The following is a 26,622-nucleotide window of genomic DNA, read 5'->3' as shown; positions in this document are numbered from 1 at the left end:
ATTAAACAGACAAGAAGATAATATAGCGTATGTCAATACCTAAGGAACCGCGGCAACTGATGATCAATATCATGTATTTGGTATTGACAGCAATGTTGGCACTGAATGTATCCGCGGAAATTTTTAATGCCTTTAAAGTTGTAGATAAGGGATTGAAGAAGTCCAATAATGTATTGGATGAAAATAATTCTCACTTACCCCCTGAAATTGCCAAGTTAGCCAAGAAAAAGGATGAATTGGCTAAATATGCAGAACGGACAAAACCCGTGCAGGAATTGTCGACAAGTTTTTCAGATTATATAGATGAGATCGTTGATCACATGATTCAGGAGACGGGTGGATATACCGAGGAAGGTGAATTGAAGGGATATAAAAACAAAGATGTAACCACCAGGTACCTTGTCAATGAGGGAAAAGGTTCTGAACTGGAGGAGCGAATTCATGGATTGGAAGAGCAATTTTTAGAGTTTATAGATCCGGAAGACCGCGAAAGGTTAGCGAATGAAATTAACCTTGAGATTGATGAGGCATGGAAAAATTCAGATAAGGCCAGTTGGGCTGATTTCAATTTCCGGCAGATGCCGCTGTTAGCTACGCTCCCTATTTTTTCAAAAATAAAGAATGATGTAAAAAGCGCAGAATCTACCGTACTTAATTACCTGATGAGTAAAGTAGGTGGTGAAGATGTAGTATTTGACCAGTTTCAGGTCGTAATGCAGGCTAAAAAGGGATATGTAATCAAGGGAGAACCTTTTGAAGCGGACTTTTTCTTGAGTTCATCAGCATCGTCAAATTCTAATACACAGATCAATGTTGCCGTAAATGGCAATAGCCTTCCAGTAACAGACGGTGTAGCATCGTACCGTGCTCCCACTTCCAGTACAGGCGTGAAAGAATTGAATGCTTCAGTGACAGTTACAAATCCGGTGACAGGAGAAACCAAAGAATATTCCAATAGCTTTACATATGAAGTAGGGGAAAGATCAGCCAGCGTTTCTGCAGATAAAATGAATGTATTATATGTTGGTGTTGATAATCCACTGTCTATTACCGCTGCAGGTATATCTTCTAATGATTTGCGTGTATCCGGAAACGGTGCGGGAATCAACCTTACTAAAACGGGAGCAGGTAAATACAACGCCACAGTTAGTAGTCAAGGGGATGCAACGATAAGTTTGAGTGGTGGTGGTCTGGCTCCTACGAATTACGAATTTCGGACAAAAATTATCCCGCCACCAGTGGCTACCCTTTCGGGACAAGAAGGTGGAGAAATGGGAAATGGTACTTTCAGGGCTCAGAAAGCTCTTTTTCCGGAGTTGAAAAATTTTGATTTCAATGCCCGCTGTGAAATATTGTCTTTTAATTTATTCCGGGTTCCCAAGCCGGGAACGGGTGATGCTGTTGCTGCTTCCAATAATGGCGGTACTTTTCAGGCAGGTGCCAGGAATTTAATTGATAAAGCCAGCCCCAATGACAGATATTTATTTGAGGATATCCGCGTGAGATGTCCTGGTTGGCCAACCAGCCAAAAGATAGGTTCGGTTTTCTTTAAGATTCAATAATTGTTGATGATCAATAAGATATCATGAAATATTTAATGTTTATTCTGACATTTGCTTTTACAATTTCACTTCGGGCTCAAATAGCCGAAGAGATTATTACGGAATCTTCTGAAGACGAGGGGATCGCTGAAAGCCCTTTGACTTCGCAAAGCCCGTCTTCCTCTATTACCCCCGTAGATGGTCTGGCAGAAGGTAATTTAATGAAAGAGCGGATGGTCATGGATTATGCTCCAATTCGTGAAGGAGATATCTTTTGGTCAAAATACATTTGGGGTATAATAGATGTCAGAGAAAAAATAAACCAACCTTTTGTTTATCCCAAGTCACCGTTTTTCCAATTGTTGGTAGAAGGGATTCAAAGTGGGGCCATTACACCTTATATTGGTGATTCGGATGATTTTACAAAGAAAATGGAGATTGAAGCGGTCAATAACCTATTATATAGTGTAGATACGGCTATGGTTCAGAATCCTGAAACCTTTGAATTGGAACCGGTTATTACCCGTAACGATAAAGATTTTAGTGATATTAAAAAGTTTCGGATTAAGGAAATATGGTATTTTGATAAATTACACTCGAGAATGCGGGCAAGGATTTTAGGAATATCTCCGATTGAAGAAAGAGTGGGAGAGGAAAATACCTTTAGTTTTGAATTGCCATTATTCTGGATTTATTGGCCTGAGGCCAGAGATTTCTTTGCGAGCAAGAAGGTATATCTACCAGGAAACGATGCTACGATATTATCCTGGGACGATTATATGGAAATGCGTTATTTCAACTATTACATCATCAAGGAATCCAATGTGAGGGATTACCGACTAAAAGATTTTCCTTCTATGTCAGGTGATAGTGAAGAAGCGCAATTACGAAGAATGATGGAATCTAAGAAAATTAAGGAGGCCATATTCAATTATGAGAGTGATATGTGGTCGTATTAAAAAATATTGAAAAATTGACGTATATGAAATAGTACGGTCAATTTAAAAGAATAATGTAGGGTCAGCGGATTATTTTCGCTGGCCTTTTTCATTTTAATTGACAATGCTTTGGTAAATAGAAGCTTCAATTTTTACGTTGAATAAATACAAAAGTCGATTCCTGTGAATTGGGAATATACTCCACCACAATAATTAGAATACCCTTGTATAGTCTTTATTTGTGTTTTCTGATTTTATTTTGGTATTTCCTATGATTTTATTGTTCATGAGAGCCATAATTGGAATAGGGATTGAAAATTCTTTTGTTGAAAAGATGGAAAGTAAAAATTCAAGCTAAGAATAATGATGAAGTATTATTTGAATGAGCTCACAGGGTGGCATAATTGACAGGAACAAATTTGGATTGTACGATGAATTTATCCGGATTGTCCTTGTGAAGCCTTTGGTGGATAGTACAAGTTTTATATAATCCTATTGAGTGTTGTAGGATTGTTGGAAAGGGGGAGTTGGTATTTATTGAAAAAGGTTTTCCATTAACTGCCTTTGACAGGAATGGTCATTTCATACGTTTGACCGTTTTTTACGGTTAATCTACCAGCTAATAACCATGGATTGTGAACTTTTAGTTGTCGATATGAAATGTCGTGTTTATGGGCAAAATCTGCCAGGCTGGGTATGCTTTCAGTTACCTCCACTATTTTAATGTTTTCATAGGGAGTATATCTTTGTTCGGGTCCGATCTGAAATCCAAATCTTTCCGGAGTAGTTAAGATTTCTTTCAGCGCCAGGACTCTGAAGATATATCGGTTCGTTTCTTCTCCAAAATTCATATCGTAATAGTTGGTTTCTTTTTGAAGTTTCATTTCTTTTGAAAAATTACCTTCGCCTATATTATACGAAGCAGCAGCATTGGTCCAGGTATTGAATTTTTCTTTGTAGTTGAGGATAAGTTTGCAAGCGGCATAGGTAGATTTCTCAACATTATATCTTTCGTCCACTTCGCTGTCGACTCTCAATCCATAGTAGCGGGCAACTGAAGGCATTAATTGCCAAAATCCTCTGGCTCCGGCAGGCGACCTTACATTGTCAAGATTGGATTCTGCCACGGAGATAAATTTAAAATCGGTGGGGATATTGTTTTTTGTGAGGATTTCATCAATAAGGGGGAAATACCTTTGACTTCTTTTGATATTTAGGATCGTACTGCTATGGTAATATGAATTCACGGCCAATTCTCTCTCCAGTCTTTCCTTGATATCCGGGATTTCTATGGGTACTTTTTCACCCGCGAAATTAAAATTATCATGTAGATAAATAGTTTTAATTTTTTGAGGAAGTGAATTATCATCTAAAGCAACTTTTACTTTTTTTATATTGTTTTCACCTCCTGTGTCCTTATTGGAAGAAGATTCTGTAAAGGCAGAGGTGAAAATTGTTATAGCTACAATCAATGTTCCTGCACTGAGCAAAACCGGTTTTGAAAATTTCATAATATTGAAGTTGTAAATAAATTTTGGGATGAGATCTTGTTTATATCAAAGGGGTGACTACGTGGAAAATAAAATAGGGAGCTGTACAATAAAACTTGATTCATTAATACGTGAAATATTTTCATAATTGTTCTACAATTACTCTCGTCTAACAAAATATTTGATCTTTTTTCCTCCATCCCCTATGTTGAAAATTTAATCAAGCGCTGAATAGAGTAAATTTAACGAATAAATGGGAAAAAAGAAATTTCTATTTAGACCTTTGCTGTGATTTTTTGTAGATAGGTACCGTAGAACAGGGTTCTCCAAACATTATTGTTCTGGCAACTGGCCGTAGTTGGGCTGTAAGGTCCATAAACGCGGACGGTGGAACGGGGTGCTTACTACATCCTTTGATGACTATAGGTAGTCCTTCGAAAGTACTTAAATCAAGTTCTCGGATTATTGAATGGTAATATTTTGAAAGGGCCACGTCTTGGGTACCATAGTATAATTTATCTGTTACGGGTTGTAAGTACGTGCTTATAAGCATATAGGCCCACATGGGAATAATAGCGTCTGTAGAGCAAAAAACATGTACGAATTTGTTGCGATAATTATCCCAGTCAATTTCTTTAAGGGCTTCCCTGTACTCTTTTTCTTTAAGAATTAATTCTTTAAAGAGAAAGACTTTTAGATCAATGCCAACAATTTCCTCTTTGGGATAAAATTCCTCAAGATTTATTGTCTTTAGCCTACTGTTGGCTACTCTGTTTACCAAATTGCTTTCTACTTCCATAAGATCTTTAATTTTTATTTTCATTCGCTGTCTTAAAGGCTTCTTCTGCTACGTAACTATCATTTCCGATAACTTGTTTCTTATCTTCAAAATCCTTGAGTTTGGGTAGGTCTTTAATATCTTTAAGGCCGAAATAATCAACGAATTTATCACTTGTGCCATATAGTAGTGGTTTACCGATTTTTTCACTCCTTCCTAAAACTGTTATTAGCTCTTTATCCAATAACTTTTGCACAGTATAATCACAATTGACTCCCCTTATTTGTTCAATTTCAGACTTTGTTACAGGTTGTTTATAAGCGATAATCGAGAGAGTCTCCAGGGCTGCAGTTGAAAGTTTTTTATTGGATATTTGTTTTAAATAGGTACTAACGGTATCAAAATAAGCCGACTTGGTCATAAAACGGAAGCCATTATTCATTTCGACAATTTCGAAACTATACGCTGAAGATGAATATTTTTTTACCAAATGATCTATTATTTCACTTACCATTGATTCATTTGGCCTTTCTTCAAATTTAGTTTCAAGGCAATCAAGTATCTCTTCAAAAGAGATGGCTGGGTTAGCTATAAATATTAGTGTTTCTATGTGCTTGCCAAGGGGATCCATATTAATACTCTGTTGATTTAATCAATTATTTCAGAGGTAAGTATAAGCCTCTGGAAATTATAATCTAATATAAACAAAAAAGGGTACTGAAATAAATTCAGTACCCAGATTAACCCCAAAAAAACTTAATGAAAACAATTCACAAAATATAACTTCATAAGCATATTCTGTGTATGATTCCCGTTGAAATCAATTTTAAGACGAGAATACTTTTAAAAGTCACAGGTTTTTTAAAAAAAAATTAAAAAAAAGAATATAATTATTACTCAAAGGTTCTAATTAAGCGTAATAAGTGCGTATTTAATGTCCTAATAGAATAAGTGTTTATGGCAAAAATGAAAAAGGTATTTCTGTGTACAGAATGCGGGTATGAAGCACCCAAGTGGGAGGGTAAATGTCCGTCTTGTAAGGAGTGGAATACTTTAATAGAGTATAAATTACCAGGGAAATCGAAAACCCCGGATCGTCCCTTAGACCGTGATATACTTTCGGCACCTGTAAAAATTAGGGAAGTACAATTAGAGGAAAAAAGGAGGATAACTGTCAGTGATGCGGAGCTCAATCGGTGTTTGGGAGGAGGATTGGTTCAGGGAGGGATAATTCTGTTGGCCGGTGAACCTGGGATCGGTAAATCGACATTATTATTACAATCAGCATCCGGTCTACCGGGAAAAGTGCTGTATATTTCCGGGGAGGAAAGTACTGAGCAGATTAAAATGCGCGCTGATCGAATGTCTACGTCTAAGGAAGAATTATGGTTATTGAGTGAGGTAGAATTAAATAAAATGAAGGCGCACATCCAATCGATGGAACCGGACGTTGTGGTGTTGGATTCCATACAAACGACATACAATAATAATTTGGATGGAGAGCCTGGTAATATTGCTCAACTTAGGCATTGTACCATGGAACTACAACGAATGGCCAAAGAGAAGGGTTTTTCTTTATTGATTATTGGTCACGTGAATAAGGAAGGTGGGATAGCAGGTCCTAAGATATTAGAGCATATTGTAGATACTGTATTATATTTTGAAGGAGATAAGCAATATAATTATCGTATTTTAAGGGTACATAAAAATCGGTTTGGAAGTACCGACGAGATAGGAATATATCAGATGTCAGGAAATGGACTTGATGTTGTAAAGGATCCTTCTATGTTATTTGTTTCCCAGACGAGAGATGACTTAAGCGGATGTTCTACGGCTGTTACTATTGAGGGGGGAAGACCATTTATGGTTGAAGTCCAGGCGCTGGTGACTCCTACTGTTTATGCTGCACCTCAAAGATCTTCCACCGGGTTTGATTTGCGAAGATTATCTATGTTAATTGCAGTTTTGGAAAAGCGATGTGGTTTTCAATTGGGAAAGTACGATGTATTCGTCAATATTGCAGGTGGGATAAAGGTAAACGACCCGGCAATTGACCTGGCGGTAATTGTAGCGCTGATGAGTTCGTTTAAGGACTTACCCATGAGCAAAAAAATATGTTTTTGTGCTGAAGTCGGTCTTACTGGCGAGTTGAGGACGGTCCACAGATACGAACAAAGAGTGAAAGAAGCAGAGCGATTACATTTTGACCGTGTGGTTTGCTCATCTAATAATAAATCTATGGGAAAAACGTATAAAGATATTTTTATCAGTAAAGTGTCTAATGTGATAGAGTTGCTGGAAATTTTATTCGATTAAAAATGAGGGCGAAAGATGAGTAATTTTTCCAATGAAGGGTTGGAAAGGATAAAATCATGGTTTTCTACTAAAGGGTGGAAGCCTCAGGATTTTCAACTAAAGGCATGGAAAGCTCACCTGAAAGGAAAAAGCGGCCTTGTAGGAGCACCTACGGGATACGGTAAAACGATGTCAATTATGGTTCCTGCTGTTTTGACGGGTGCTAAGGGTGGAGCTGTGGAAAGTGTGTCCGTATTATGGATTTCTCCGGTTCGTGCTTTGACCAAAGATATTGCCCGAAGTGCGGAAATGGTGTGTAAAGAGTTTGCACCGGATTGGAGTGTATTTATCAGAACCGGGGATACCGGAACTAGTGCACGCAATAATTTTAAGAAGGAACCTGCTCAAATCCTGGTTACTACTCCCGAGAGTTTCCATTTATTATTAACGGATCCTGCTTATATCACTATTTTCATGAAATTACAAACTATTGTAATTGACGAATGGCACGATCTCATGGGATCGAAAAGGGGAGTACAGGTACAATTGGCCTTAAGTCGGATACTTAGTTGGAAAAGTGATATTAAAGTATGGGGTATCTCTGCTACATTGGCAGATATGCAAATGGCATCTGAAGTTTTATTTGGTACTTTAATTCAACAGAAGAATATTGAAATAGTGACTTCCAATCAGGTGAAATCGATAGAGTTTCAGACCGTATTGCCTGATGATATTCACAAAATGCCGTGGGCTGGCCATTTGGGACTTTATTATCTTGGGAAGGTTATTGACCTCATCCTGCAACACAATACCACATTGATTTTCACGAATACAAGATCGCAATGTGAAATATGGTACAAAAGGATTATTGAACATCAACCCGAGTTATCGGGTGTATTGGCTATGCATCATGGTTCGGTAGATGCATCTATCAGAAATTGGGTCGAACAGGCGATTCACGATAACAAAATGAAAGCAATTGTGGCTACGTCCAGTCTGGATATGGGGGTAGATTTTGCGCCTGTAGATTCTATTATACAAATTGGCAGCCCAAAAGGTGTTGCGCGCTTTATTCAACGGGCTGGTAGAAGTGGTCATCGTCCCGGTGCGACGAGCAATATCTACTTTATCCCTACCCATTTACTTGAAATAATTGAAGGGGCAGCTCTGCGGGAAGCATTGGAAGTCGGAATAATGGAAGAAAAACTTCCGTACATTCGGAGTTTTGATGTTCTTATTCAGTATTTAATGACTATTGCCTCTTCAACGGGGTTTGAAGAACGGAAGCTATACTCTGAAATAGTCAAAACGTTTGCATTTTCTTCCATTAGCAGAGGAGAGTGGAATTGGTGCCTTGAATTTTTGACGACGGGGGGAACAATGGAAGCTTATGAAAATTATAGAAAGATTGGTCTGGATAAAAATGGGTTGTATCGAATAGCGAATAGCAAAGTAAAGCGTGAGCACAAAATGGGTATTGGCACTATTGTGGGTGATGAAATGTTATTGGTAAAATATATCCGCGGCCCTAAAATCGGTAATATTGAAGAGTGGTTTATATCTCGATTAAATCCCGGAGACCATTTTTGGTTTGCTGGGAAGCTATTGAAGTATATATCGGAAAAAAATGGTAAAGTATTAGTTCGCAAAGGGAATAAACCCAGTAATAATATTCCTTCATGGTTGGGAGGTCGTATTCCACTTTCGTCGCCTTTATCAAGCAAGTTGAGAAACCAAATTTACAAAATGGCAGGAGGTGTATTTGATAAGGATGAGTTAAAAGCTATTGAGCCGGCTATTAAGCAGCAAACTTTGCAATCGTATCTTCCTTCCAGGAGGGAGTTCCTGATTGAATATATACAGGATAATGAAGGTTTTCATCTCTTGTTTTATCCTTTTGAAGGTCGATTGGTACATGAAGGGATGGCCATTCTGGTAGCAAAAAGGATATCTTTTCAGACTGAAGTTACCTTTTCCATCGCCATGAATGATTATGGTTTTGAACTACTTTCCGAAAAAGAGATCGATATTGGAGCCTTCGTAAATAAAAAATTATTTACTACGGAGAAGCTATGGGAAGATATCCAGAATAGCCTTAACACCGCAGAAATGGCTCGAAAGAAATTCAGGGATATAGCTACCATCAGTGGACTATTATTTCAGGGATTTCCTAACCGGAGGAAGCAGACCAGTCATTTACAGACATCTGCGGGGTTACTTTACGAAGTATTTAAAACGTACGACCCTGACAATTTGTTATTCTTACAATCCCTGGAGGAGGTTTTGACATTTCAATTAGAAGAAAATAGGCTTCGGGAATCTTTGAATAATATTGTCGGAAAAAATTGGCAAATTACCCGTCCTGAAAAGCATACCCCCTTTTCTTTCCCTATTTTAGTGGATCGATTGCGCGAACATATTAGTTCGGAGCAATTGCAAAAAAGAATTCAACGAATGGATGTAGAATGGAAAAGCTAACGTAAATAAATCATTTGTGGGCTTGAAAAAGGAAGAAATTATTATTGGGATTGGCGATTTGAAAAATAGCGAAACATTTTTGAAATGTAAAAGCGTGGAAATAATACTTTTTCCTGAAAAGTGTGTATTACTTTCTCAAGATAATATCCTTATTGTGGCTGATCTCCATCTGGGGAAAGCTCATCACTTCAACCGGAATGGGATTATGGTACCCACTGGCACGGATGAGACAACATTAAAAAGACTGGAATCTTTGTTGCAAATCTTGCGTCCTCAAAAATTGGTATTCCTGGGGGACTTATTTCACAGTGAATTAAATTCTAGTTGGCAATTATTTCATCATTGGTTGGATAAAGCCAGTCAGTTTACGGGACAAATAATGTTAGTCAAAGGGAATCATGATATACTGGATGAATCTGTTTTTGCAAATCTGGGCATACCGGTAGTTATCGAAATGCGTATTGGTCGTTTTTTGTTGACACATGAACCCGCTCACAATGACTTGTTTAATATTTATGGTCACCTTCATCCGGGTATTAAAATTAGGGGAAAAGGGAAGCAGAAATTAAGATTGCCATGTTTTGGGTACGGTGGATCAGGTTTGGTTTTGCCAGCCTTTGGAGAATTTACAGGATTACATATACTATCACCTGCAAGTTACTCTAAATTTTTTGCCATTGCAGATGGGCTCATTTTTGAATTTGGGGATAACTAAGCTGGAAAAATTATTGATAAATTCATATATTCGACGGAATAATAAATGCATTTATCTATATGCCCAATCGATCCGGTTCTAATAAGGATGAAATATTTGAAAATGAACTTCTACCAAATATAGATTCTTTACATACATTTGCTTATCACCTGGCCTTTAATGACGATGACGCTAAGGATTTGGTCCAGGAAACATTTTTGAAGGCATATAAGGCATTAGATTCTTACGAACCTGGAACTAATGCAAAGGCATGGTTGTTCAAAATCTTAAAGAATGCTTATATTAATCAATATCGGAAGCGGGCCAGGCGACCGACAAAAGTTGATTATGAAGATTATATTGGTTACCAGGATCGTGAAGATCAGGCATCCATAGATTTCATGGATCTGAGAGAGGAGATTTTTGACAATTTGATTGGAGATGAAGTTACCTCAGCTGTTAATTCTCTTCCCGTAGATTTTAGAGCAGTAATATTATTATGTGATATTGAAGGATTTACTTACGAAGAAATATCAAAAATTATAGATGTTCCGATTGGGACGGTGAGGTCCAGGCTTCACAGAGCTCGCAATATGCTGAAGGAGAAACTTTCGAACTATGCAAAATCACTGGGATATAAAGATAAAAGAAGAATATCAGGTGACAAAAAAGAGGAAGAATAGTCTTGTGAAAAAATCAAATAGCATGAAAAATATTAATTACTACAAAGATGTTCAGGAGCAAATATCGCTTTACCTTGATAATGCATTGGAACCTGATCAAAAACAACAGTTCATGGATGATGTAAAGCAAAACCCGAATATGTGGAAAGCTTTAGAGAAGGAAAAAACTTTCCGGAAAATGATCAAAAGTAAGTTGAATAGCCCCAAACTGGGACCTGATTTTATCGAAAATATCAAGAATAAAATTAACCATTATTAATAATGCGTTATTCTGTGGAGTGAACATCACTTGTGACTACCTCGGTCCTGAGTTTCTTTGCTTTTCCAAAAATATCTTTGGAGTTTTCTAATCGGAGTACACCTCTGGGGCAAACAGCCGAACATATTCCACAACCCACACAAGATGCCCTTACTACGTCTTGTCCCCGTTGGGCATACCAACGCACGTCAATACCCATCTCGCAATATGTGGAACAATTCCCACATGAAATACATTGGCCTCCATTGGTAGTAATTCTGAACTTAGAAAAATATTTTTGTTGTATGCCCAAAATGGCGGCCATGGGACAACCAAATCTACACCAGACCCTATTCCCCATCAAGGGATAAAAACCCACACCTACAACTCCGCTAAATGTAGCCCCAATCAAAAATCCGTACCATTCCCTTACCTGGTAGGTATTGATGAATAATACCTGTCCCTGGCCGGTAAAAAAAGTATACAGGACGAAAATAGTCATTACCACTGCAAATACCAGGACAGAGTGTATAAGGTATCTTTCTATTTGCCATGCTTTTAGCGATTTATCCGAAAGGTGACGGAAAGGATCTCCGGCTGTTTCGGCGAGGCCACCACATCCGCAAACCCATGAACAATACCATCTTTTACCGTAAAAATATGTTAGAATCGGTGTTATTAGAAATGTGAGAAGAATACCCCAAATGAGGGTAAACATTCCTAATTTACCTCCTTCTAACATCCCGTTGAGATGCCAATCGTAGTAAAAATAATAATGAAGAGGCCATATATTTTTGAAATCTTTATTGAAATAAGGTTTGTCAGCGTTCAGTCCTTCAAGTATTTCGGGTAACAAAAAAGCAAAACACAATTGAAAGAACATCACAGATAAAGTCCGTTTGATTTGATATCTGTTGTGACGGTACTTAAGGATAAACTTTATCCCGAAAAAAAGTATAGCACAAGTGTACAATGTACCATATACGAACCACTGAGTAGCAGGTTGACCCTTTAAAAACCGGCTAAGGGGATTGAAAAAGGCGACAAGTCCGGTACTCCCGTTTTCGGGATTGTACCCGATCAAATGGGGGTACCAATATAAAATGATGTAAAATGCGGTCAGGAAGATTCCCAACATCCATGCCCACAACCCCTTGTTTGTAATGGAGTCAAACCAAATCCCGTTGTTTTTTATGCCAGCTGGTATATTTTTATATAAATCAATGGCATACCATATAATACCGATACCCAGTAATGAGATAGAAAGCCAAAAAAAGTAAGGAGGCATTACAGCACGTACATTGAGAGCCGCCAGTAACATCAATAGCATTCCAAGGCTAGATATAGCTGTCGCTATCTTTTGGTTCATAGTGACGAAGGGAGGTTTAGGATTAGAAAGGGAAAAACTTTTGTCAGAATTCATACGGATGCTGATTTTGTGTTGTTGGATCGTTGAAAAGTTTCCTTTACATCATTATATTCCTTTTTTGTAAATTCAGGATCAAAATGGGCGTCTTGAATTTGATTTACTACCGCATTAATATCTAATCCCTGATTCAACCAACGATCACATATTTCGTGCCGAAATCGAATACCCATAAGATTAATTCCTAGGATAGCGTTTTTGTTCTGATGGTAAACCAGTCGGATCGATTTGGATTTGTTTTTGTTTTGCCACAGAAACGATTTTAAAGGGGATTCTATTTTATTCGGTACATATCCATACACCTGGTATTCCAGGTCAAAAAATTTTGCTGAATTAAACCAATTTCCGGGTTGGTATTTGACGGGTTGATCGCAAATGGTATGAGCCACTGTTTCCCCCATTATTCTTCCGGTATACCAGATGGGTTCGATCGCCTTTCTATTTTTTTCAGGAGACCGAAGTTCTGCACAATCACCTATTGCAAAAACATTGGGTAAGTTCGTCTCCAGGTATTCATTGACCAAAATCCCTTTATTTATTTCAAGGCCCGAACTTTTTAGCCAATCAGTATTGGGACGGACACCTGCAGTAAGACCTACAAATTGGCATTTTATTATTTCTTGATCCGTAGTGATGACTGTATTCACATGTCCTGTCCCATCATCTTTTATTTCTTTTAGTTCTGATTCCAATTTCAAATTGATGCCATTTTTTCGGATTTGTTGATTGACCATTTGTGCTTCTTCTTTGGGAAGTACATTGTCCCAGTAATTGGTTTCGCGAACAAGCATGGTTACCTCTTTTCTCCGACTGTGCAACATTTCTGCTAATTCAATTCCTATTAGCCCACCCCCAATTATAACGGCGGAACTGATGTTGGGGCTTAACTCTTCAAGTTTATAAAGGTCTTGCAATGAATACAAGCCCAGGACCCCTTTAAGCTCCTGGCCCGGCCATCCAAATTTGTTGCTTTTCGAGCCGGTTGCCAGGATTAATGTATCGTAAGTCATAGAGTTGGGAGCGATATTGAATGAAGAATTTGGGAACTTTTGGCCCGAAAAAAAGATTTCTTTGTTCTCAGAGTCAATTCGTTGAACCTCACCACGAATAAGATTTATTTTATTTTTTTTCCAAAACCAATCTTCATAAGGTTTGGTATGGTGATATTCCATATGTCCCATATAAATATACATTAGAGCGGTGCGGGAAAAAAAATAATCTGATTCTTTAGAAATTACGGTAATAGATGCGGTACTTAATTTCCTAATAAACCTTGCTGCTGTAATTCCACTAATGCCATTTCCTATAATTAATACTTTTTTCATCCACTAAATACCTAGATATTAAAAAAAAATTTAATATATTTGTTCATCATCAGTTTAAAACTACTGTTTTTGAGGATTTTTATTGTGATGAAATCGTTAAAATTTACAGTAAGGCTGATATGACGGTGATTTTTTGTACTTTTATAATCAATTGTCAAAGGTATATATGAAGAAAACTTTACTAATAATATATTTAATTCCTTTACTTACATTTGTTTGTGCCCAGAGTGCATTCAGTGTGTTTCCTGCAGACCTGACTGTGGAAATCGACAATGTAGATGAATTTGAGACGGTTGCCTATTCGTATGTCGTAAATACCAGTGAAAAGGAACTTAATTTAATGTGGAAAAGAAATATACAATCTAAGCCAGACAATTGGGGAGTGGCTATCTGTGATTTCAATAATTGCTGGGATGAAATTGTGGATTCAGCTTCCATTTCTTTAATGCCGGGAGACACAAGTAATATGGATGTTCATATTAGGCCCAATGGTGTGGATGGAAACGCTGTGGTTAAGCTGGCTATATTTGATCTTGACAATAGAGCGGACGAATTTGTGAATTCCTATACATTCAACGATGCAACTTCCTTTGTATTAGGTCAAAGAGAGCCACAAAATATCAGGCTTTTTCCCAATCCTACAACGGAGTATTTTTCAGTAGATGGTGTGGACAAATTAAAAGAAGTTTTAGTTGTGAATCTTGTAGGGCAAGAAGTCAAGCGTTTTTCTGCGTCAGAAAATGCGAGGTATAAAGTATCTGATCTTATGAGGGGATTGTACCTTGTTCGATTGGTAAATAAAGAAGATAAAATCGTAAAAACCATACGTTTGAGTAAACGTTAATTCTATACTTTATGATTTGTTTCTGTAGTCGCGAAGTTTTTCTATCTGTTTTTCAATTTTGTTTCTAGTCTCTTTCAATAACTCTTTTGGGTCATCCCCAATTATAGGGTTTCCAATGAACATGTAAATGTCAGTCTTTCCTGTAGGGCTGAAGTGTTGAACGAATTGTTTGTAAAGTGATCGTTCTGTCCAGTATTCATCTTCATCTTTATATTCTATAGATACGGGAATAACTGGCACTTTCGCTTCTATCGCAGAAGAAAATGAACCAATTTTGAAGTCTCTTGTATATTCAAGATCAGAAGTTGTACCTTCTGGATAAATCAGAATACTTGATCCATTAATTAAACTCTCTGTAATTAATTTTTTTGTTATTCCCCGTTGCTGCCGATTGGAACGATCCACCAAAATAACTTCGGTTAGGTTACTTCCCCAACCTATTATCGGGTAAGAAGATATTTCCGCCTTTGATACCGGATTAGCAATTATTCTGGAAAGGAAAGCTAAAGGGTCGTAAAATGAACGATGATTGCTGACAAATAAATAAGTGCCGTGATCAGGTATAGTACCCAATAAATTAATTTTAACGCCGAATATCCAGTTACTGAAACGACAGAATCGTTTTCTGAAATTGAATTTGACAGTTCTGCGTCGGGACTGACCTGTCAAAAGAAGTCTGAAGATTAGGACGAAAATATGACCTACTAAACCGATAAAGAAGATAAAAATGAGACACCAGGCTTTATAACTTCTCCAATAGAATTTCACTAACTCAAAATATTATAAATTATCAGGCTTGAAAAGTAAGCTAATAAAGTAAGATATACAAATTGAATTATGGGCCATTTCCAGGTTCCTGTTTCTTTCTTGACTACGGCTAAAGTACTCATACATTGCATAGCAAAGGCGTAGAAAAGTAATAGTGACCATATTGTAGCCGGGGTATATACTTTCTTTCCGGTGTCTGCAAATGTAGCATTTTCCATTTTTGCCTGTATCCCCTCTGTATTATCTTCGGAGCCTACACTGTATATAGTGGCCATGGTTCCAACAAAAACCTCCCTGGCTGCGAAAGATGTAATGAGTGATATTCCTATCTTCCAGTCAAATCCAATAGGCCTTATTACCGGTTCAATAGCCTTTCCCATTATTCCGGCAAAAGAATTTTCCAGTTTGTTTGTAGCAATCAGGTTTTCTGTATCCTCCGGAGAAAGATTTTCTTCAAGGGCAATTTTAACAGCATTTTCTTCAGCTTCCTTCATTGCGTTTTTGGGCCCATAGGATGCCATAAACCAGAGGGCAATACTAATGACAAAAATAATTTTACCCGCTTCTACAATAAATGATTTTACTTTGTTATAGGTAGTAATGGTAACATTTCTAAAATTGGGGGTCCTGTAGTCCGGCATTTCCATCATTAGAAAACTTGGAGATTTACTCTTAATCCATTTACTTAGAATAAAGCCAATAATAATTGCCATTGCTGCGCCCAGGAAATATAAAAGAGCAAAGGATAAACCTTGTAAATTGAAAATACCTCCTACTTTTTTGTATGGAACTACCATAGCAATCAGTAAAGCATAAACTGGGATTCGTGCAGAACAACTAATAAGAGGAGTAACCATTATCGTTATCAAGCGCTCTTTCCAACCAGCTATATTTCTAGTACTCATAATTGCCGGAATAGCACATGCTCCTCCGGATACCAGGGCTACGACGCTTCGACCATTCATCCCTACCTTTTGCATTGAATTATCCAACATAAATACAATTCGGGACATATAACCGGTTTCTTCCAAAATTCCTATCAGGAAAAATAAAATGGCTATTTGAGGAATAAAGATAACTACACCGCCTATCCCTGCCAGAATTCCTTCCGTAAGTAATGCTGTGAACCAGGAACTTTCAAAGTTATCGGAAATCCACCCATTGAGGCTTCCAAATGCCCCATCTATCCACTCCATAGGAATTTGAGCCCATGCAAATATTGCCTGAAAAATAAAAAGCATGAGTATTACAAAAATAGCCGGTCCCATCACGCGATGGGTAAGTAAGCGATCGAGCCGGTCCGTAAATGTTGGGTTATTCTTAATAAGGGGAGTGATTTTAAGAAGCATTGGTTCAAGAATAGAAAAGCGCTTCATAGTATCTTGCACCTGGGCCTTCAGGGGATTGAAGGGAGAATTCTTTATTACATCGGCGGTTTTTTGCCCCCCGGGAATTAATTCCGACAACCAATGGGCGTGGTTAGCGAGGACAAAAGCCAAATAGTCATTATCTATTTTTGTATCGCCTTTCATCAATACTTCGGTTGCATCTCTGTCTTCTTCCAGAATATCTTCTTTGGAGAAAAATATTTTTTTGTTAGGTGGTTTTTGAGAATAGGATTGAATGGCCTTTTTTAATTCATCTATCCCAAGACCTCGCTTAGCGCTTATAGAAACTACCGGTATTTCAAATTCCGTTTGAAAAAATGTTTCTAATTTGTCCAATCTGATTTTGACCTGGTCTGCCATATTTAGACAAAGGATCATTTTTTTACCTAGACTGTATAACTGCGAAAAAAATAATAAATGCTTTTCCAGTTTTGTAATATCGGCTACATAAACGAGTAGGTTATCTTCATTATGAATAGAGCCTTTAAGTACCTCACGCGTTGCGATTTTCTCATCATCAGTTGTAGGAAAAAGTGAATATGCCCCGGGTAAGTCTGTAATTTGAATAGTAGTGCCATTGGGTAATTTGGCCTTTCCTTTTTTTCTCTCTACGGTTACACCGGGATAATTCCCGATCTTTTGTTGTAATCCTGTCAGTTTATTGAATAGCGAACTCTTCCCACTATTAGGATTACCCACTAATACCACGTTTCCATCCATTCTCTTAATTATTAATTCTTCTTATCTTTAAATGGGTTTTACACAAATGCAAGAAGCTTCGTTTTTTCTCAATGCAATGCACCCAGTATTTACTCTTACGTATAATGTATTTCCAAAAGGAGATTTCCGAACTACTTCTACGGACCTCCCGGGAAGAAAACCCAGTTCTAATAATCTGCATTGACAATCAGATGGTTTAATATTATGGATTAGTGCGGCTTTATTTTTTTCTAAATGATCGAGACAAATATCGGGCATTTCTTATAAATTATGTTTATTTAGACAAATACTAAATTAGTGCAAATTAAGTGAATTTTTCAGATATAAAGAAGCCTGGTAGTTCTTAAAATTATGATAATACTCTATCTGGACTTTATTTTTCGACATTCCTGGATCTTACCAGTAAAAATAATCATTCACCAAAATACAAAAGAAAAAATTCAAATCCTGCCTTTTGGCTTGAATTATACCCATGGGGTTTTTGTTCCCACATTCGATAAATCCAAATGGTTAATAATAATCATAATGGTAGTTTTTTGAAGAATGGTGATAGAATATCAAGAGAAATATCCTTCACCCGTCCTAATGGAAAAGGAGCGGTGCAGTTGTCAAAATCATTTTCGCAGCCTGATAACTGGATAGTCTTAGATATAGGAGAATTCAGGATGATAGTAGTGGTTGTACTTCACCGATACTAATTATCTCATTCCAATATATTGGGGGTAGTAAACTTTTGAAGGAAAATTCGATTCAACTAGGGGTATTAAAAATGATAGGAGACATCATTGAAAAGTATTGTATTCTTTTTACAACTTACGTGATTTGCTTGAATAGGAAAGCCAATAAAAATAAGGTTGCAAATATGGATGATCTGTCGGCAGTTGATTCCCTGGGGGAAGGAACCATACAAAATAATGGCAATACATCCGTAATAAGGATTTCCGTAGGCAATTAAAGACAAAATTAAACCAGTTGACTGGAATGGATATTCAGTTCCGGGGGCAGGGGAGTGTTAATGCTCTTTGTTGCTATTCAGATTCGGAAGGCAAGGTATTTCTTCAAAAGAGGTATAAATAATACTACATCAATTAACTGCAGTGGGGAGGAAATATATTGACTAAATTGTTGGGATATTAATACTATTACCAGATTGTTTAAAGGAGATATTACTACAATTAAAAAAAGTAACCGCCCGGATATGAACAGTTACTTTTACATCTATAGGGTGGAGGATATCGGAGTCGAACCGATGACCTCTTGCATGCCATGCAAGCGCTCTAGCCAGCTGAGCTAATCCCCCGGCTTCGGTTTTCAATTATTGAATTGGGTCGCAAATGTAATAAATAAAAATAAAAATTTTATGAGTTCTGATTCAATTTTGATTAATCAGCCAAATAAATAATTTTTTCTGTAATATTGGGACAATCAAATACTAATAAATAATGGATATAAAGTTTTGTGGGGCAGCCAGAGAAGTAACCGGGAGTGCCCATTTAATTACATTGGATAGTGGGTATAAAATATTGTTGGACTGTGGGTTGTATCAGGGCAATGAGGAAGAATTAGAGTCCTTTAATAAAAATTGGTATTTTGACCCTAAGGAGATTGACGTAGTAGTTCTTTCGCATGCACACATTGATCATTCTGGCAGATTGCCATTTCTGGTAAAGAGCGGATTCAACGGGAATATATATAGTACGCACGCCACGAGAAGCTTGTGTTCGATAATGCTTTTGGATAGTGCCAAAATTCAGCAGTACGATGCAGAGTACAAAAACAGGCAGGCGGAACAACGAGGAGAAGGTCAACACTTCAAACCATTGTACGAAACTAAGCATGTCAATGATACCATGAAACTTTTTCGCTCAATGGAATATGATCGTTGGTTTAGAATCCATCCGGAAGTAGAAGTTTTGTATAGGGATGCGGGCCATATCCTGGGTTCGGCATCAGTAACACTGAGGATTGGCGGTGAAAAGCTCGTTGGATTTACTGGAGACATTGGGCGCCCTGATCGTCCCATTTTGCGTGACCCTATCCCGATGCCTGAGGTTGATTACCTAATTTGTGAATCTACCTATGGGGACAAGGATCATATAAGCAAACCAGCAGAAAAGAAGCTGTTTTTGGACATTGTACAGGAGACATGTGTAGACCGGGGAGGTAAATTAATAATCCCAGCATTCAGCGTAGGGAGAACACAAGATATAGTCTATATTTTTGACCAGTTGTTTAATGAAGGGGTTTTACCCCAAATTCCAATTTATGTAGATAGCCCCTTGGCTGTTAATGCAACGCAGGTATACGGCTCCCACCCCGAATGTTATGACAATGAATTAAACGAATACCTCATGATTGATGATGATCCTTTTGGTTTTAATACGCTTAAATACGTAAGGAGTGTAGAGTATTCTAAATCACTGAATGATAAAAAAGAGCCTTGTGTAATTATTAGTGCTGCAGGTATGGCTAATGCGGGGAGGGTACAGCATCACATTGCCAATAATATCGAAAATGAACGAAATACGATTTTGATGGTGGGATATGCATCCCCTTCGACTCCGGGAGGAATGTTGATAAATGGTGTTGATAAATTGAAGTTATTTGGAAAATGGCTTCAAGTCAATGCACAAGTGAAAAGAATTGATGCTTTGTCAGCACATGGAGACCGGACGGAAATGATGGATTTTTTAAAAAATCAGAAAAGTAAACTTAAATCGTTATTTTTAGTTCACGGTGAGTATGATACACAACAAGCCTGGAAAGAATATCTCCATGAAAATGGATTTGACCGTGTAGAAATACCCGCTTTACAAGATTCATTTTCATTATATTCCGAATAATAATTCAAATTTATGAATAAGTATAAAGACGCCTCTGCGATAATTTTCCTTTTTATCTTGATAATCAACCCAATTGGAGCGCAAGAGTATTGTAATTCACCTTTTACTGAAAATTCTTTTTCGGGAGTGATTACCACGGAAATGAGTTATGATACAACAACTTCGGTGGGTGGAAATGAAGTGATTTTAGACCTTGATTTATATTATTCGGAGGAAGTGAATTGGGACACAAGGCCGCTGATGGTTTTATTACATGGAGGGGCGTATTTAGCTGAGAATGGAGATAAATTAAGTGAAGAAATTGTCCAGTTAGCTCAACTAATGGCATCTAAGGGATTTGTAGTTGCATCATTAAATTACCGGACCTGGTCTATTTTTCAAAATGGAGTCCCGTCCAAAGATCAAATTTTAGATGTAGCCCTAAAGTCCGTTTATGACTTGGATGCAGGTATTTATTTTTTGGTTAGAAATAATGGTATCAATGGGATACCTGCCTTTGACGAAGAAAATATTGTTGTTGGCGGGGGCTCTGCCGGTGCTATTACCACAATCCACAGATTGTACCTTGATTCGACTGACTTACTGGATGAAACACTTTCGGGATTAATAGACGATAACGGAGGGTTTTTCGAAAAAGATCCCGACGAGTTTTCTATCGTCGCAGGAGTTAATTTAAGTGGGGGGATTTTGGACACAGCCTGGCTATCCGGTGAATTTACACCACTTATTTCTATGCATGGTGATAATGATGAAACCGTTCCCTACAATACTGGGAAGGCGGTAGATTTAATTGATATATACGGTAGCTTTCTTATCGACCAGCAATTAAATTCTCTCGGCGTGACTTCATATCTTTATACCTTTGAAGGAGGTGGGCATTCGAATATTTATACATCGCCCTTATATCAGGAAGACTTATTTGCTGCCATTGATACCGGCCTAATTATTATTCAAAATGAAATGTGTGTGACTACTTCATTGTATACGTATAAAATCGAACCTAAAGTAGAGATAGTAAATACATTGGTTGAAGATATTTTATTAATTGATAATAGTGAATCCATCAATTACAACTATCATATATTCGATCTTAAAGGGCAATTAATGAAAGGTGGACAAATCATTCCGGGTAGAAATATCCTGGAACTTTATCGTTTACCAGTCGGAGGAAAATATATTTTCAACGCTTATAACCCTGATACCAGGGGTAATATCTCCAGAATGTTTTTTTATGCCCGGTAAATCCTTTCTGGAAAGTTAGTCAGGTGAACCGGAATTCCCTTCAATTTCCAAAGCCTGTATTAAATGAAGTTTACATTTAAATTCAAAATGGCATTTCTTTTTCCTGTAAGGTCACCGCAACTTGGTAAATGTTATTTTGACTAAAATTTTGCAGAGACGGAATTTCTATAATGCAAATTGTATTATTTGTAATATGTTTGCGGTCACAATGTGCCAAATACTGAGAATGTTTTTTTGAAATTGTCTTCGGTTTCAAAAGATAAAACTTTGTGGAAGCACGAATAAAATATTACTTTTATCGATCTTTTAACTTACAATGAATTAACATTTAGCAAATGGGACAAACAATTACTTATTTAATTCCTTTATGTGGAATACTCGGTTTACTCTTTATGTTTTGGAAGTCATCATGGGTTTCCAAACAAGAAGTGGGAACTGAAAGAATGGCGAGAATTGCGAAAAATATTGCAGATGGTGCTATGGCCTTTTTAAGGTCTGAATATAGGGTGTTGGCTATATTCGTCGTTTGTGTAGCAGCACTTTTATTATATAGTGGAACGGTATCTGACGGTTCGAATCCATTAATTGCTGTTTCATTTATTCTGGGAGCCATAAGTTCAGGGCTTGCGGGATTTATAGGAATGAGAATAGCTACAAAAGCCAATGTACGTACTACAAATGCGGCCCGAACGGGGCTGGGCAAAGCGTTGGAAGTGGCATTTGCCGGAGGTTCGGTAATGGGCCTGGCGGTCGTTGCACTCGGCGTTCTTGGTTTGAGTATTTTATTTATAATTTTTTCAGGTATGGGCTGGGCTCCGGCCAAAGTAATTCAGGTTATTACCGGATTTTCATTTGGAGCGTCTTCTATCGCCTTATTTGCGCGTGTAGGGGGAGGTATTTATACCAAGGCTGCTGATGTTGGAGCCGATCTGGTCGGGAAAGTAGAAGCTGGAATTCCTGAGGATCATCCACTCAATCCTGCTACTATTGCAGATAATGTAGGTGATAATGTAGGTGATGTCGCAGGAATGGGAGCTGATTTATTTGAGTCCTATGTAGGCTCTATAATAGGAACAATGGTTTTAGGTGCTGCGTTTTTGGGGCTTGGTGGATTTGAAGAATCCAATAATTTTGGAGGATTAAATGCAGTTTTACTTCCGATGATTTTAGCAGGTGTTGGTATTATCACTTCTATCGTTGGTACTTTTTTCGTAAAGGTCAAGGAAGGAGGGGACCCACAGAAGGCCTTAAATATGGGCGAATTGGTGGCAGCAGTTCTAATGCTTATTGCTACATTTTTTATTATTTCGGCTTTATTACCTGATGCATGGACTTATAATGACAAATCATACACAAGTATTGGAATTTTCTGGGCGGTATGTTTCGGTTTGTTGGCGGGATTATTAATAGGTTTTGTAACTGAAAAATACACAGGTACGGGTACCAAACCTGTAATGAGTATTGTAAAGCAGTCTTTAACGGGTTCTGCAACCAATATTATTGCAGGTCTTGGTGTAGGAATGCAGTCTACAGCCATTCCGATTTTAATTTTAGCGGCAGCTATTATGGGAGCTTATCATTTTGCAGGATTATACGGAATAGCCATTGCAGCGGTAGGTATGTTGTCTAATACAGGGGTGCAATTAGCAGTTGACGCTTATGGACCTATTTCTGATAATGCAGGTGGAATAGCTGAGATGGCGGAATTGCCGAAGGAAGTAAGGCAAAGAACTGACAAACTGGATGCAGTAGGAAATACCACCGCAGCCATTGGAAAAGGTTTTGCGATCGGATCTGCAGCATTGACTGCTTTGGCTTTGTTTGCAGCCTATATGGAGACTACGGATTTGAGAACAATTGATATTGCACAACCAATGGTAATGTCTGGGCTACTGATTGGGTCTATGTTGCCATTCTTGTTTTCTTCTCTTGCCATGAATGCAGTGGGAAGAGCAGCCATGGATATGATCAACGAAGTGCGTAGACAATTTAATAGTATACCAGAATTGAGAGCTGCCCTGGATGCAATGAAAAGAAATGAAGGTAAAGAAGTAAAAGAATGGTCAGAAAATGACCAGAAAATATTCAATGAGGCAGATGGCAAAGCGGAATTTGGTAAATGTGTTGAAATTTCTACAAAGGCATCTATTCGGGAGATGATTATTCCCGGATTAATTGCTGTAGCAACGCCTATTGTGGTTGGGTTTATTTTCGGTGACGAAATGTTGGGAGGTCTATTAGCAGGTGTTACCGCTACCGGAGTACTTATGGCGATTTTTCAATCAAATGCCGGTGGTGCATGGGACAATGCTAAAAAGATGTTTGAAGAAGGAGTAGAAATTGATGGGGAGATGCATTACAAAGGATCAGATGCCCACAAAGCTACCGTCGTAGGTGATACAGTTGGAGATCCTTTTAAAGATACTTCAGGTCCTTCGTTAAATATTTTATTAAAATTGATGTCGGTAGTTGCACTGGTTATTGCCCCTTTTATATAAAACCAGGACAAATAAATTATTACTGAAAAGACAAGGTCATCCACCTTGTCTTTTTGGTTTTTTGTCGTTATACTTATGTTATTTGTCCTATTTTTAGTTTTGTGTGCACGAAAATTCATTATATTTCTGTTAATATTACCATAATCTATCCTCAATCAGGCTGAAATAGTCCATTGCTATGAACCAAATGGGTGTGAGGATCTTTTAAATTAAAAGGAAAATTAAATTGAATAAGATGGTTTTACGAGGAATTGTGTTGGTTGCAGTCTTGGGAAGTGGTCTGTTTATCAATAAAATGAGTGATTCTTCTCTGGATGATTTGACCAGGGAACAAGTCATAGTCAAAGGTATTACCACATTTGTAGACTACCTTCATTATTCCCCTCATGAAATGAATGATGAGTTCTCAAATGAGGTTTATGAAAACTATATGTCTTCACTGGATTCGAGAAAGCAATTTTTTTTACAATCTGAAGTCGATCAATTGAAAAAACACAGAAATTCAATTGATGAAGAAGTAAAAGAATCAAAATTGGATTTTTTCGATGAATCCTATGAATTATATGTCCAGGCCTTTGAACGCACTAAGGGGTATTATGAAGAGATATTAAAGGAACCCTTTGATTTGTCGGTTGATGAAGTTGTAGAAATGGATGCGGATAAGATGAACTTTGCGTCATCTGAAGAAGAATTGAAGGATTATTGGAGGAAATTACTAAAATATGAAACGGTAAACAGGGTACTAGATAAAAAGAATGCCAGATTAAAAGGGGATGAAGAATTGACACTGGAAGAATTGGAAAAAGAAGCCAGGGAAGGAACTAAAAGGATGTACGATCGATGGTTTGATAATCAGGACGATTTGAGAAAAGCTGACTTCTTTGACCAATATATGAATGCAGTGACTGGCGCAAATGACCCCCATTCCAATTATTTTAGTCCCAAAAAGAAAGAAGATTTTGAAATTGATATGTCCGGTAAATTGGAGGGAATAGGAGCCCGGTTGACAAAAGATGGTGAATTTACTAAAGTAGTGAGTGTAGTCCCGGGAGGTCCGGCCTGGAAAGGAAAAGAACTAGAAGAAAATGATTTGATTGCTAAAGTAGCCCAGGGGGAAGAAGAACCCGTAGATGTGAGGGGATGGAGAACAGATGATGTGGTGCAGTTAATACGGGGTGAAGCGGGAACAAAAGTGCGGTTGGTTGTCAAAAAACCGGATGGAGTGATGAAAGAAATAGCCATTATAAGGGATGAAGTCGAAATAGGTCAGAGTTTCGCAAAATCTTTTTTAATAGAAGATAATAAGCTGGACAAAAAGATTGGTTATGTGAAATTGCCGAGATTTTATTTTGAATTTGATGGAGACAGAAGATCCTCAAAAGATATGGCTGAGGAACTTGAGAAATTGAAAAAGCAAAATGTTGAAGGAATTATTCTTGATTTAAGGTACAACCCGGGTGGGTCCCTTAGTGATGTTGTTGATATTAGCGGATTGTTTATAGGTGAAGGTCCCGTAGTCCAGGTTAAATCCAGGGATGATGATCCCCATATTTGGAAAGATAAAGACGAAAAAGTGAGATATGATGGTCCACTGGTGATTTTGGTTAATCAATTCAGTGCCTCAGCATCCGAAATTTTGGCAGCGGCAATGCAGGATTATGGAAGGGCTGTTATTGTGGGAAGTAATTCTACTTTTGGAAAAGGAACGGTACAAAGATTCTTTCATCTGGACCAGGCATTCAGAGGTAATAGTCCCTATGATGATTTGGGCGATGTGAAACTTACCATTCAGAAATATTATAGAATAAATGGCGGAAGCGTTCAATTAAAGGGAGTAGTTCCGGATATCATTTTACCCGATGCTTATTCTTATATGGAAATGGGAGAGAAAGAATATGAAAATCCGCTTGACTGGACTAAGATTGATCCCCTTGAATATGATCAAAAAGTCTTCAAGGTGGATAATATGGAAGAAATAAAGGTGTTATCCCGTAAAAGAGTCGAGCAAAGTGAGGTGTTCGGATTGGTAGATGAAAATGCTATGCGCATGAAAAATATGAGGGATGAAAGCAACTATCCTTTGCAACTGGAAGCTTTTGAAAAAATGGAAGATAAAAGAAAGAAAGAGTCTGAAAAGTACAAAGATATTTTTCCTGTTAATGAGGAGTTGGATGTGGCCAATTTACCGGAGGATATGGATAAAATTCAAATTGATTCATCGATTATAAGTAGTAATAAATCTGAAATTATAAATATCAAAAAAGATATTTATATTAATGAAGCACTCAATATTGTAAATGACCTAATTGAGACTCATTCATTGACCAGTGTCGCGGGAGAACGAGATGCAATTAATTTAAAGGAGAATTAACCAAAAAGAATATTTGACGATGTTGAAAGCCCTGAAAGTAATTTTGGGGTTTTCTCTTTTAT

The 26,622-nt window shown here is 37.6% G+C and carries 21 protein-coding genes and 1 tRNA gene; 13 read left to right on the top strand and 9 right to left on the bottom strand.

Translation table 11 applies throughout. The features are described from left to right. The first annotated feature begins 29 nt into the window (after positions 1-29). Together porM and porN are read left to right on the top strand one after the other, a co-directional pair. Positions 30-1,562, top strand: a complete 1,533-nt coding sequence (gene porM, locus LVD47_RS08960; RefSeq protein ID WP_236975385.1) for a type IX secretion system motor protein PorM/GldM — start codon at positions 30-32, stop codon at positions 1,560-1,562. A gap of 23 nt (positions 1,563-1,585) precedes the next feature. After that, entirely contained in the window at positions 1,586-2,500 is a 915-nt protein-coding gene (gene porN, locus LVD47_RS08955; protein WP_236975384.1) for a type IX secretion system ring subunit PorN/GldN, read from the top strand. Between the two features lie 533 nt (positions 2,501-3,033). Here porN and LVD47_RS08950 read toward each other — a convergent pair. From LVD47_RS08950 to scpB, 3 genes are all read right to left on the bottom strand, one after another. Further along, positions 3,034-3,990, bottom strand: a complete 957-nt coding sequence (locus LVD47_RS08950; protein WP_236975383.1) for a lytic transglycosylase domain-containing protein — start codon at positions 3,988-3,990, stop codon at positions 3,034-3,036. 250 nt (positions 3,991-4,240) lie between these two features. Continuing rightward, on the bottom strand, positions 4,241-4,792 hold the full coding sequence (locus LVD47_RS08945; protein WP_236975381.1) for a DUF2480 family protein: 552 nt from the start codon (positions 4,790-4,792) through the stop codon (positions 4,241-4,243). After that, positions 4,776-5,378: an SMC-Scp complex subunit ScpB gene (gene scpB / locus LVD47_RS08940; protein ID WP_236975380.1), complete on the bottom strand. Its 603-nt coding sequence runs from the start codon at positions 5,376-5,378 to the stop codon at positions 4,776-4,778. The genes LVD47_RS08945 and scpB overlap by 17 nt, the downstream gene beginning before the upstream one ends. A 326-nt stretch (positions 5,379-5,704) precedes the next feature. Here scpB and radA point away from each other — a divergent pair, with 326 nt between their 5' ends. Genes radA through LVD47_RS08915 form a run of 5 tightly spaced genes read left to right on the top strand, consistent with a single transcriptional unit; the run spans position 5,705 to position 11,156 of the window. Continuing rightward, entirely contained in the window at positions 5,705-7,063 is a 1,359-nt protein-coding gene (radA, locus tag LVD47_RS08935) for a DNA repair protein RadA (RefSeq protein WP_236975379.1), read from the top strand. A gap of 15 nt (positions 7,064-7,078) precedes the next feature. Beyond that, entirely contained in the window at positions 7,079-9,520 is a 2,442-nt protein-coding gene (locus tag LVD47_RS08930; RefSeq protein ID WP_236975378.1) for a ligase-associated DNA damage response DEXH box helicase, read from the top strand. A 16-nt stretch (positions 9,521-9,536) separates the two neighbouring features. After that, positions 9,537-10,235, top strand: a complete 699-nt coding sequence (gene pdeM, locus LVD47_RS08925) for a ligase-associated DNA damage response endonuclease PdeM (protein ID WP_236975377.1) — start codon at positions 9,537-9,539, stop codon at positions 10,233-10,235. A gap of 59 nt (positions 10,236-10,294) precedes the next feature. Beyond that, positions 10,295-10,897 carry a sigma-70 family RNA polymerase sigma factor gene (locus LVD47_RS08920; RefSeq protein WP_236975376.1) on the top strand — a complete coding sequence of 201 codons (603 nt, stop codon included), beginning with the start codon at positions 10,295-10,297 and terminating at the stop codon, positions 10,895-10,897. Positions 10,898-10,919: 22 nt separating this feature from the next. Next, a complete protein-coding gene (locus LVD47_RS08915; RefSeq protein ID WP_236975375.1) occupies positions 10,920-11,156 on the top strand; it encodes a zf-HC2 domain-containing protein in 237 nt (78 codons plus the stop codon). 7 nt (positions 11,157-11,163) lie between these two features. Here LVD47_RS08915 and LVD47_RS08910 read toward each other — a convergent pair whose 3' ends face one another. Both LVD47_RS08910 and LVD47_RS08905 read right to left on the bottom strand, forming a co-directional pair. Next, the gene (locus LVD47_RS08910; RefSeq protein ID WP_236975373.1) at positions 11,164-12,558 is read right to left on the bottom strand and encodes a 4Fe-4S binding protein; all 1,395 of its coding nucleotides are present in this window, start codon (positions 12,556-12,558) and stop codon (positions 11,164-11,166) included. Next, positions 12,555-13,886 (bottom strand): NAD(P)/FAD-dependent oxidoreductase, encoded by a 1,332-nt coding sequence (locus LVD47_RS08905; protein ID WP_236975372.1) that lies wholly within the window; start codon positions 13,884-13,886, stop codon positions 12,555-12,557. Before LVD47_RS08905 ends, LVD47_RS08910 begins: the two co-directional genes overlap by 4 nt. Before the next feature lie 166 nt (positions 13,887-14,052). Here LVD47_RS08905 and LVD47_RS08900 point away from each other — a divergent pair, with 166 nt between their 5' ends. Beyond that, positions 14,053-14,730, top strand: coding sequence for a T9SS type A sorting domain-containing protein (locus LVD47_RS08900; RefSeq protein WP_236975371.1), 678 nt, complete (start codon positions 14,053-14,055; stop codon positions 14,728-14,730). Positions 14,731-14,739: 9 nt separating this feature from the next. Here the strand turns inward: LVD47_RS08900 and LVD47_RS08895 are convergent, their stop codons facing one another. From LVD47_RS08895 to LVD47_RS24060, 3 genes are all read right to left on the bottom strand, one after another. Beyond that, complete coding sequence (locus LVD47_RS08895) at positions 14,740-15,303, bottom strand: lysophospholipid acyltransferase family protein (RefSeq protein WP_236975370.1); 564 nt, start codon at positions 15,301-15,303, stop codon at positions 14,740-14,742. 194 nt (positions 15,304-15,497) lie between these two features. Beyond that, positions 15,498-17,606, bottom strand: coding sequence for a ferrous iron transport protein B (gene feoB / locus LVD47_RS08890; protein WP_236975369.1), 2,109 nt, complete (start codon positions 17,604-17,606; stop codon positions 15,498-15,500). Positions 17,607-17,633: 27 nt separating this feature from the next. Further along, positions 17,634-17,864, bottom strand: coding sequence for a FeoA family protein (locus tag LVD47_RS24060; protein WP_369427763.1), 231 nt, complete (start codon positions 17,862-17,864; stop codon positions 17,634-17,636). Between the two features lie 248 nt (positions 17,865-18,112). Here LVD47_RS24060 and LVD47_RS08885 point away from each other — a divergent pair, with 248 nt between their 5' ends. Then, positions 18,113-18,304, top strand: a complete 192-nt coding sequence (locus LVD47_RS08885) for a hypothetical protein (RefSeq protein WP_236975368.1) — start codon at positions 18,113-18,115, stop codon at positions 18,302-18,304. Positions 18,305-18,832: 528 nt separating this feature from the next. Here the strand turns inward: LVD47_RS08885 and LVD47_RS08880 are convergent. Further along, a tRNA-Ala gene (locus LVD47_RS08880) sits at positions 18,833-18,906 on the bottom strand. 142 nt (positions 18,907-19,048) lie between these two features. Here LVD47_RS08880 and LVD47_RS08875 point away from each other — a divergent pair. The 4 genes from LVD47_RS08875 (at position 19,049) to LVD47_RS08860 (ending at position 26,560) form a co-directional block, all read left to right on the top strand. Continuing rightward, positions 19,049-20,449 (top strand): MBL fold metallo-hydrolase RNA specificity domain-containing protein, encoded by a 1,401-nt coding sequence (locus LVD47_RS08875; protein WP_236975367.1) that lies wholly within the window; start codon positions 19,049-19,051, stop codon positions 20,447-20,449. A 12-nt stretch (positions 20,450-20,461) separates the two neighbouring features. Next, positions 20,462-21,691, top strand: coding sequence for an alpha/beta hydrolase family protein (locus LVD47_RS08870; RefSeq protein WP_236975365.1), 1,230 nt, complete (start codon positions 20,462-20,464; stop codon positions 21,689-21,691). 335 nt (positions 21,692-22,026) lie between these two features. Next, positions 22,027-24,189 (top strand): sodium-translocating pyrophosphatase, encoded by a 2,163-nt coding sequence (locus tag LVD47_RS08865; RefSeq protein WP_236975363.1) that lies wholly within the window; start codon positions 22,027-22,029, stop codon positions 24,187-24,189. 235 nt (positions 24,190-24,424) lie between these two features. Then, positions 24,425-26,560, top strand: a complete 2,136-nt coding sequence (locus LVD47_RS08860) for a carboxy terminal-processing peptidase (protein ID WP_236975361.1) — start codon at positions 24,425-24,427, stop codon at positions 26,558-26,560. Positions 26,561-26,622 lie beyond the last annotated feature (62 nt).

The sequence above is a fragment of the Membranihabitans maritimus genome, assembly GCF_021729145.1.
Lineage (GTDB): Bacteria > Bacteroidota > Bacteroidia > Chitinophagales > Saprospiraceae > Membranihabitans > Membranihabitans maritimus.
This window is presented reverse-complemented; position numbering and strand designations above follow the sequence as displayed.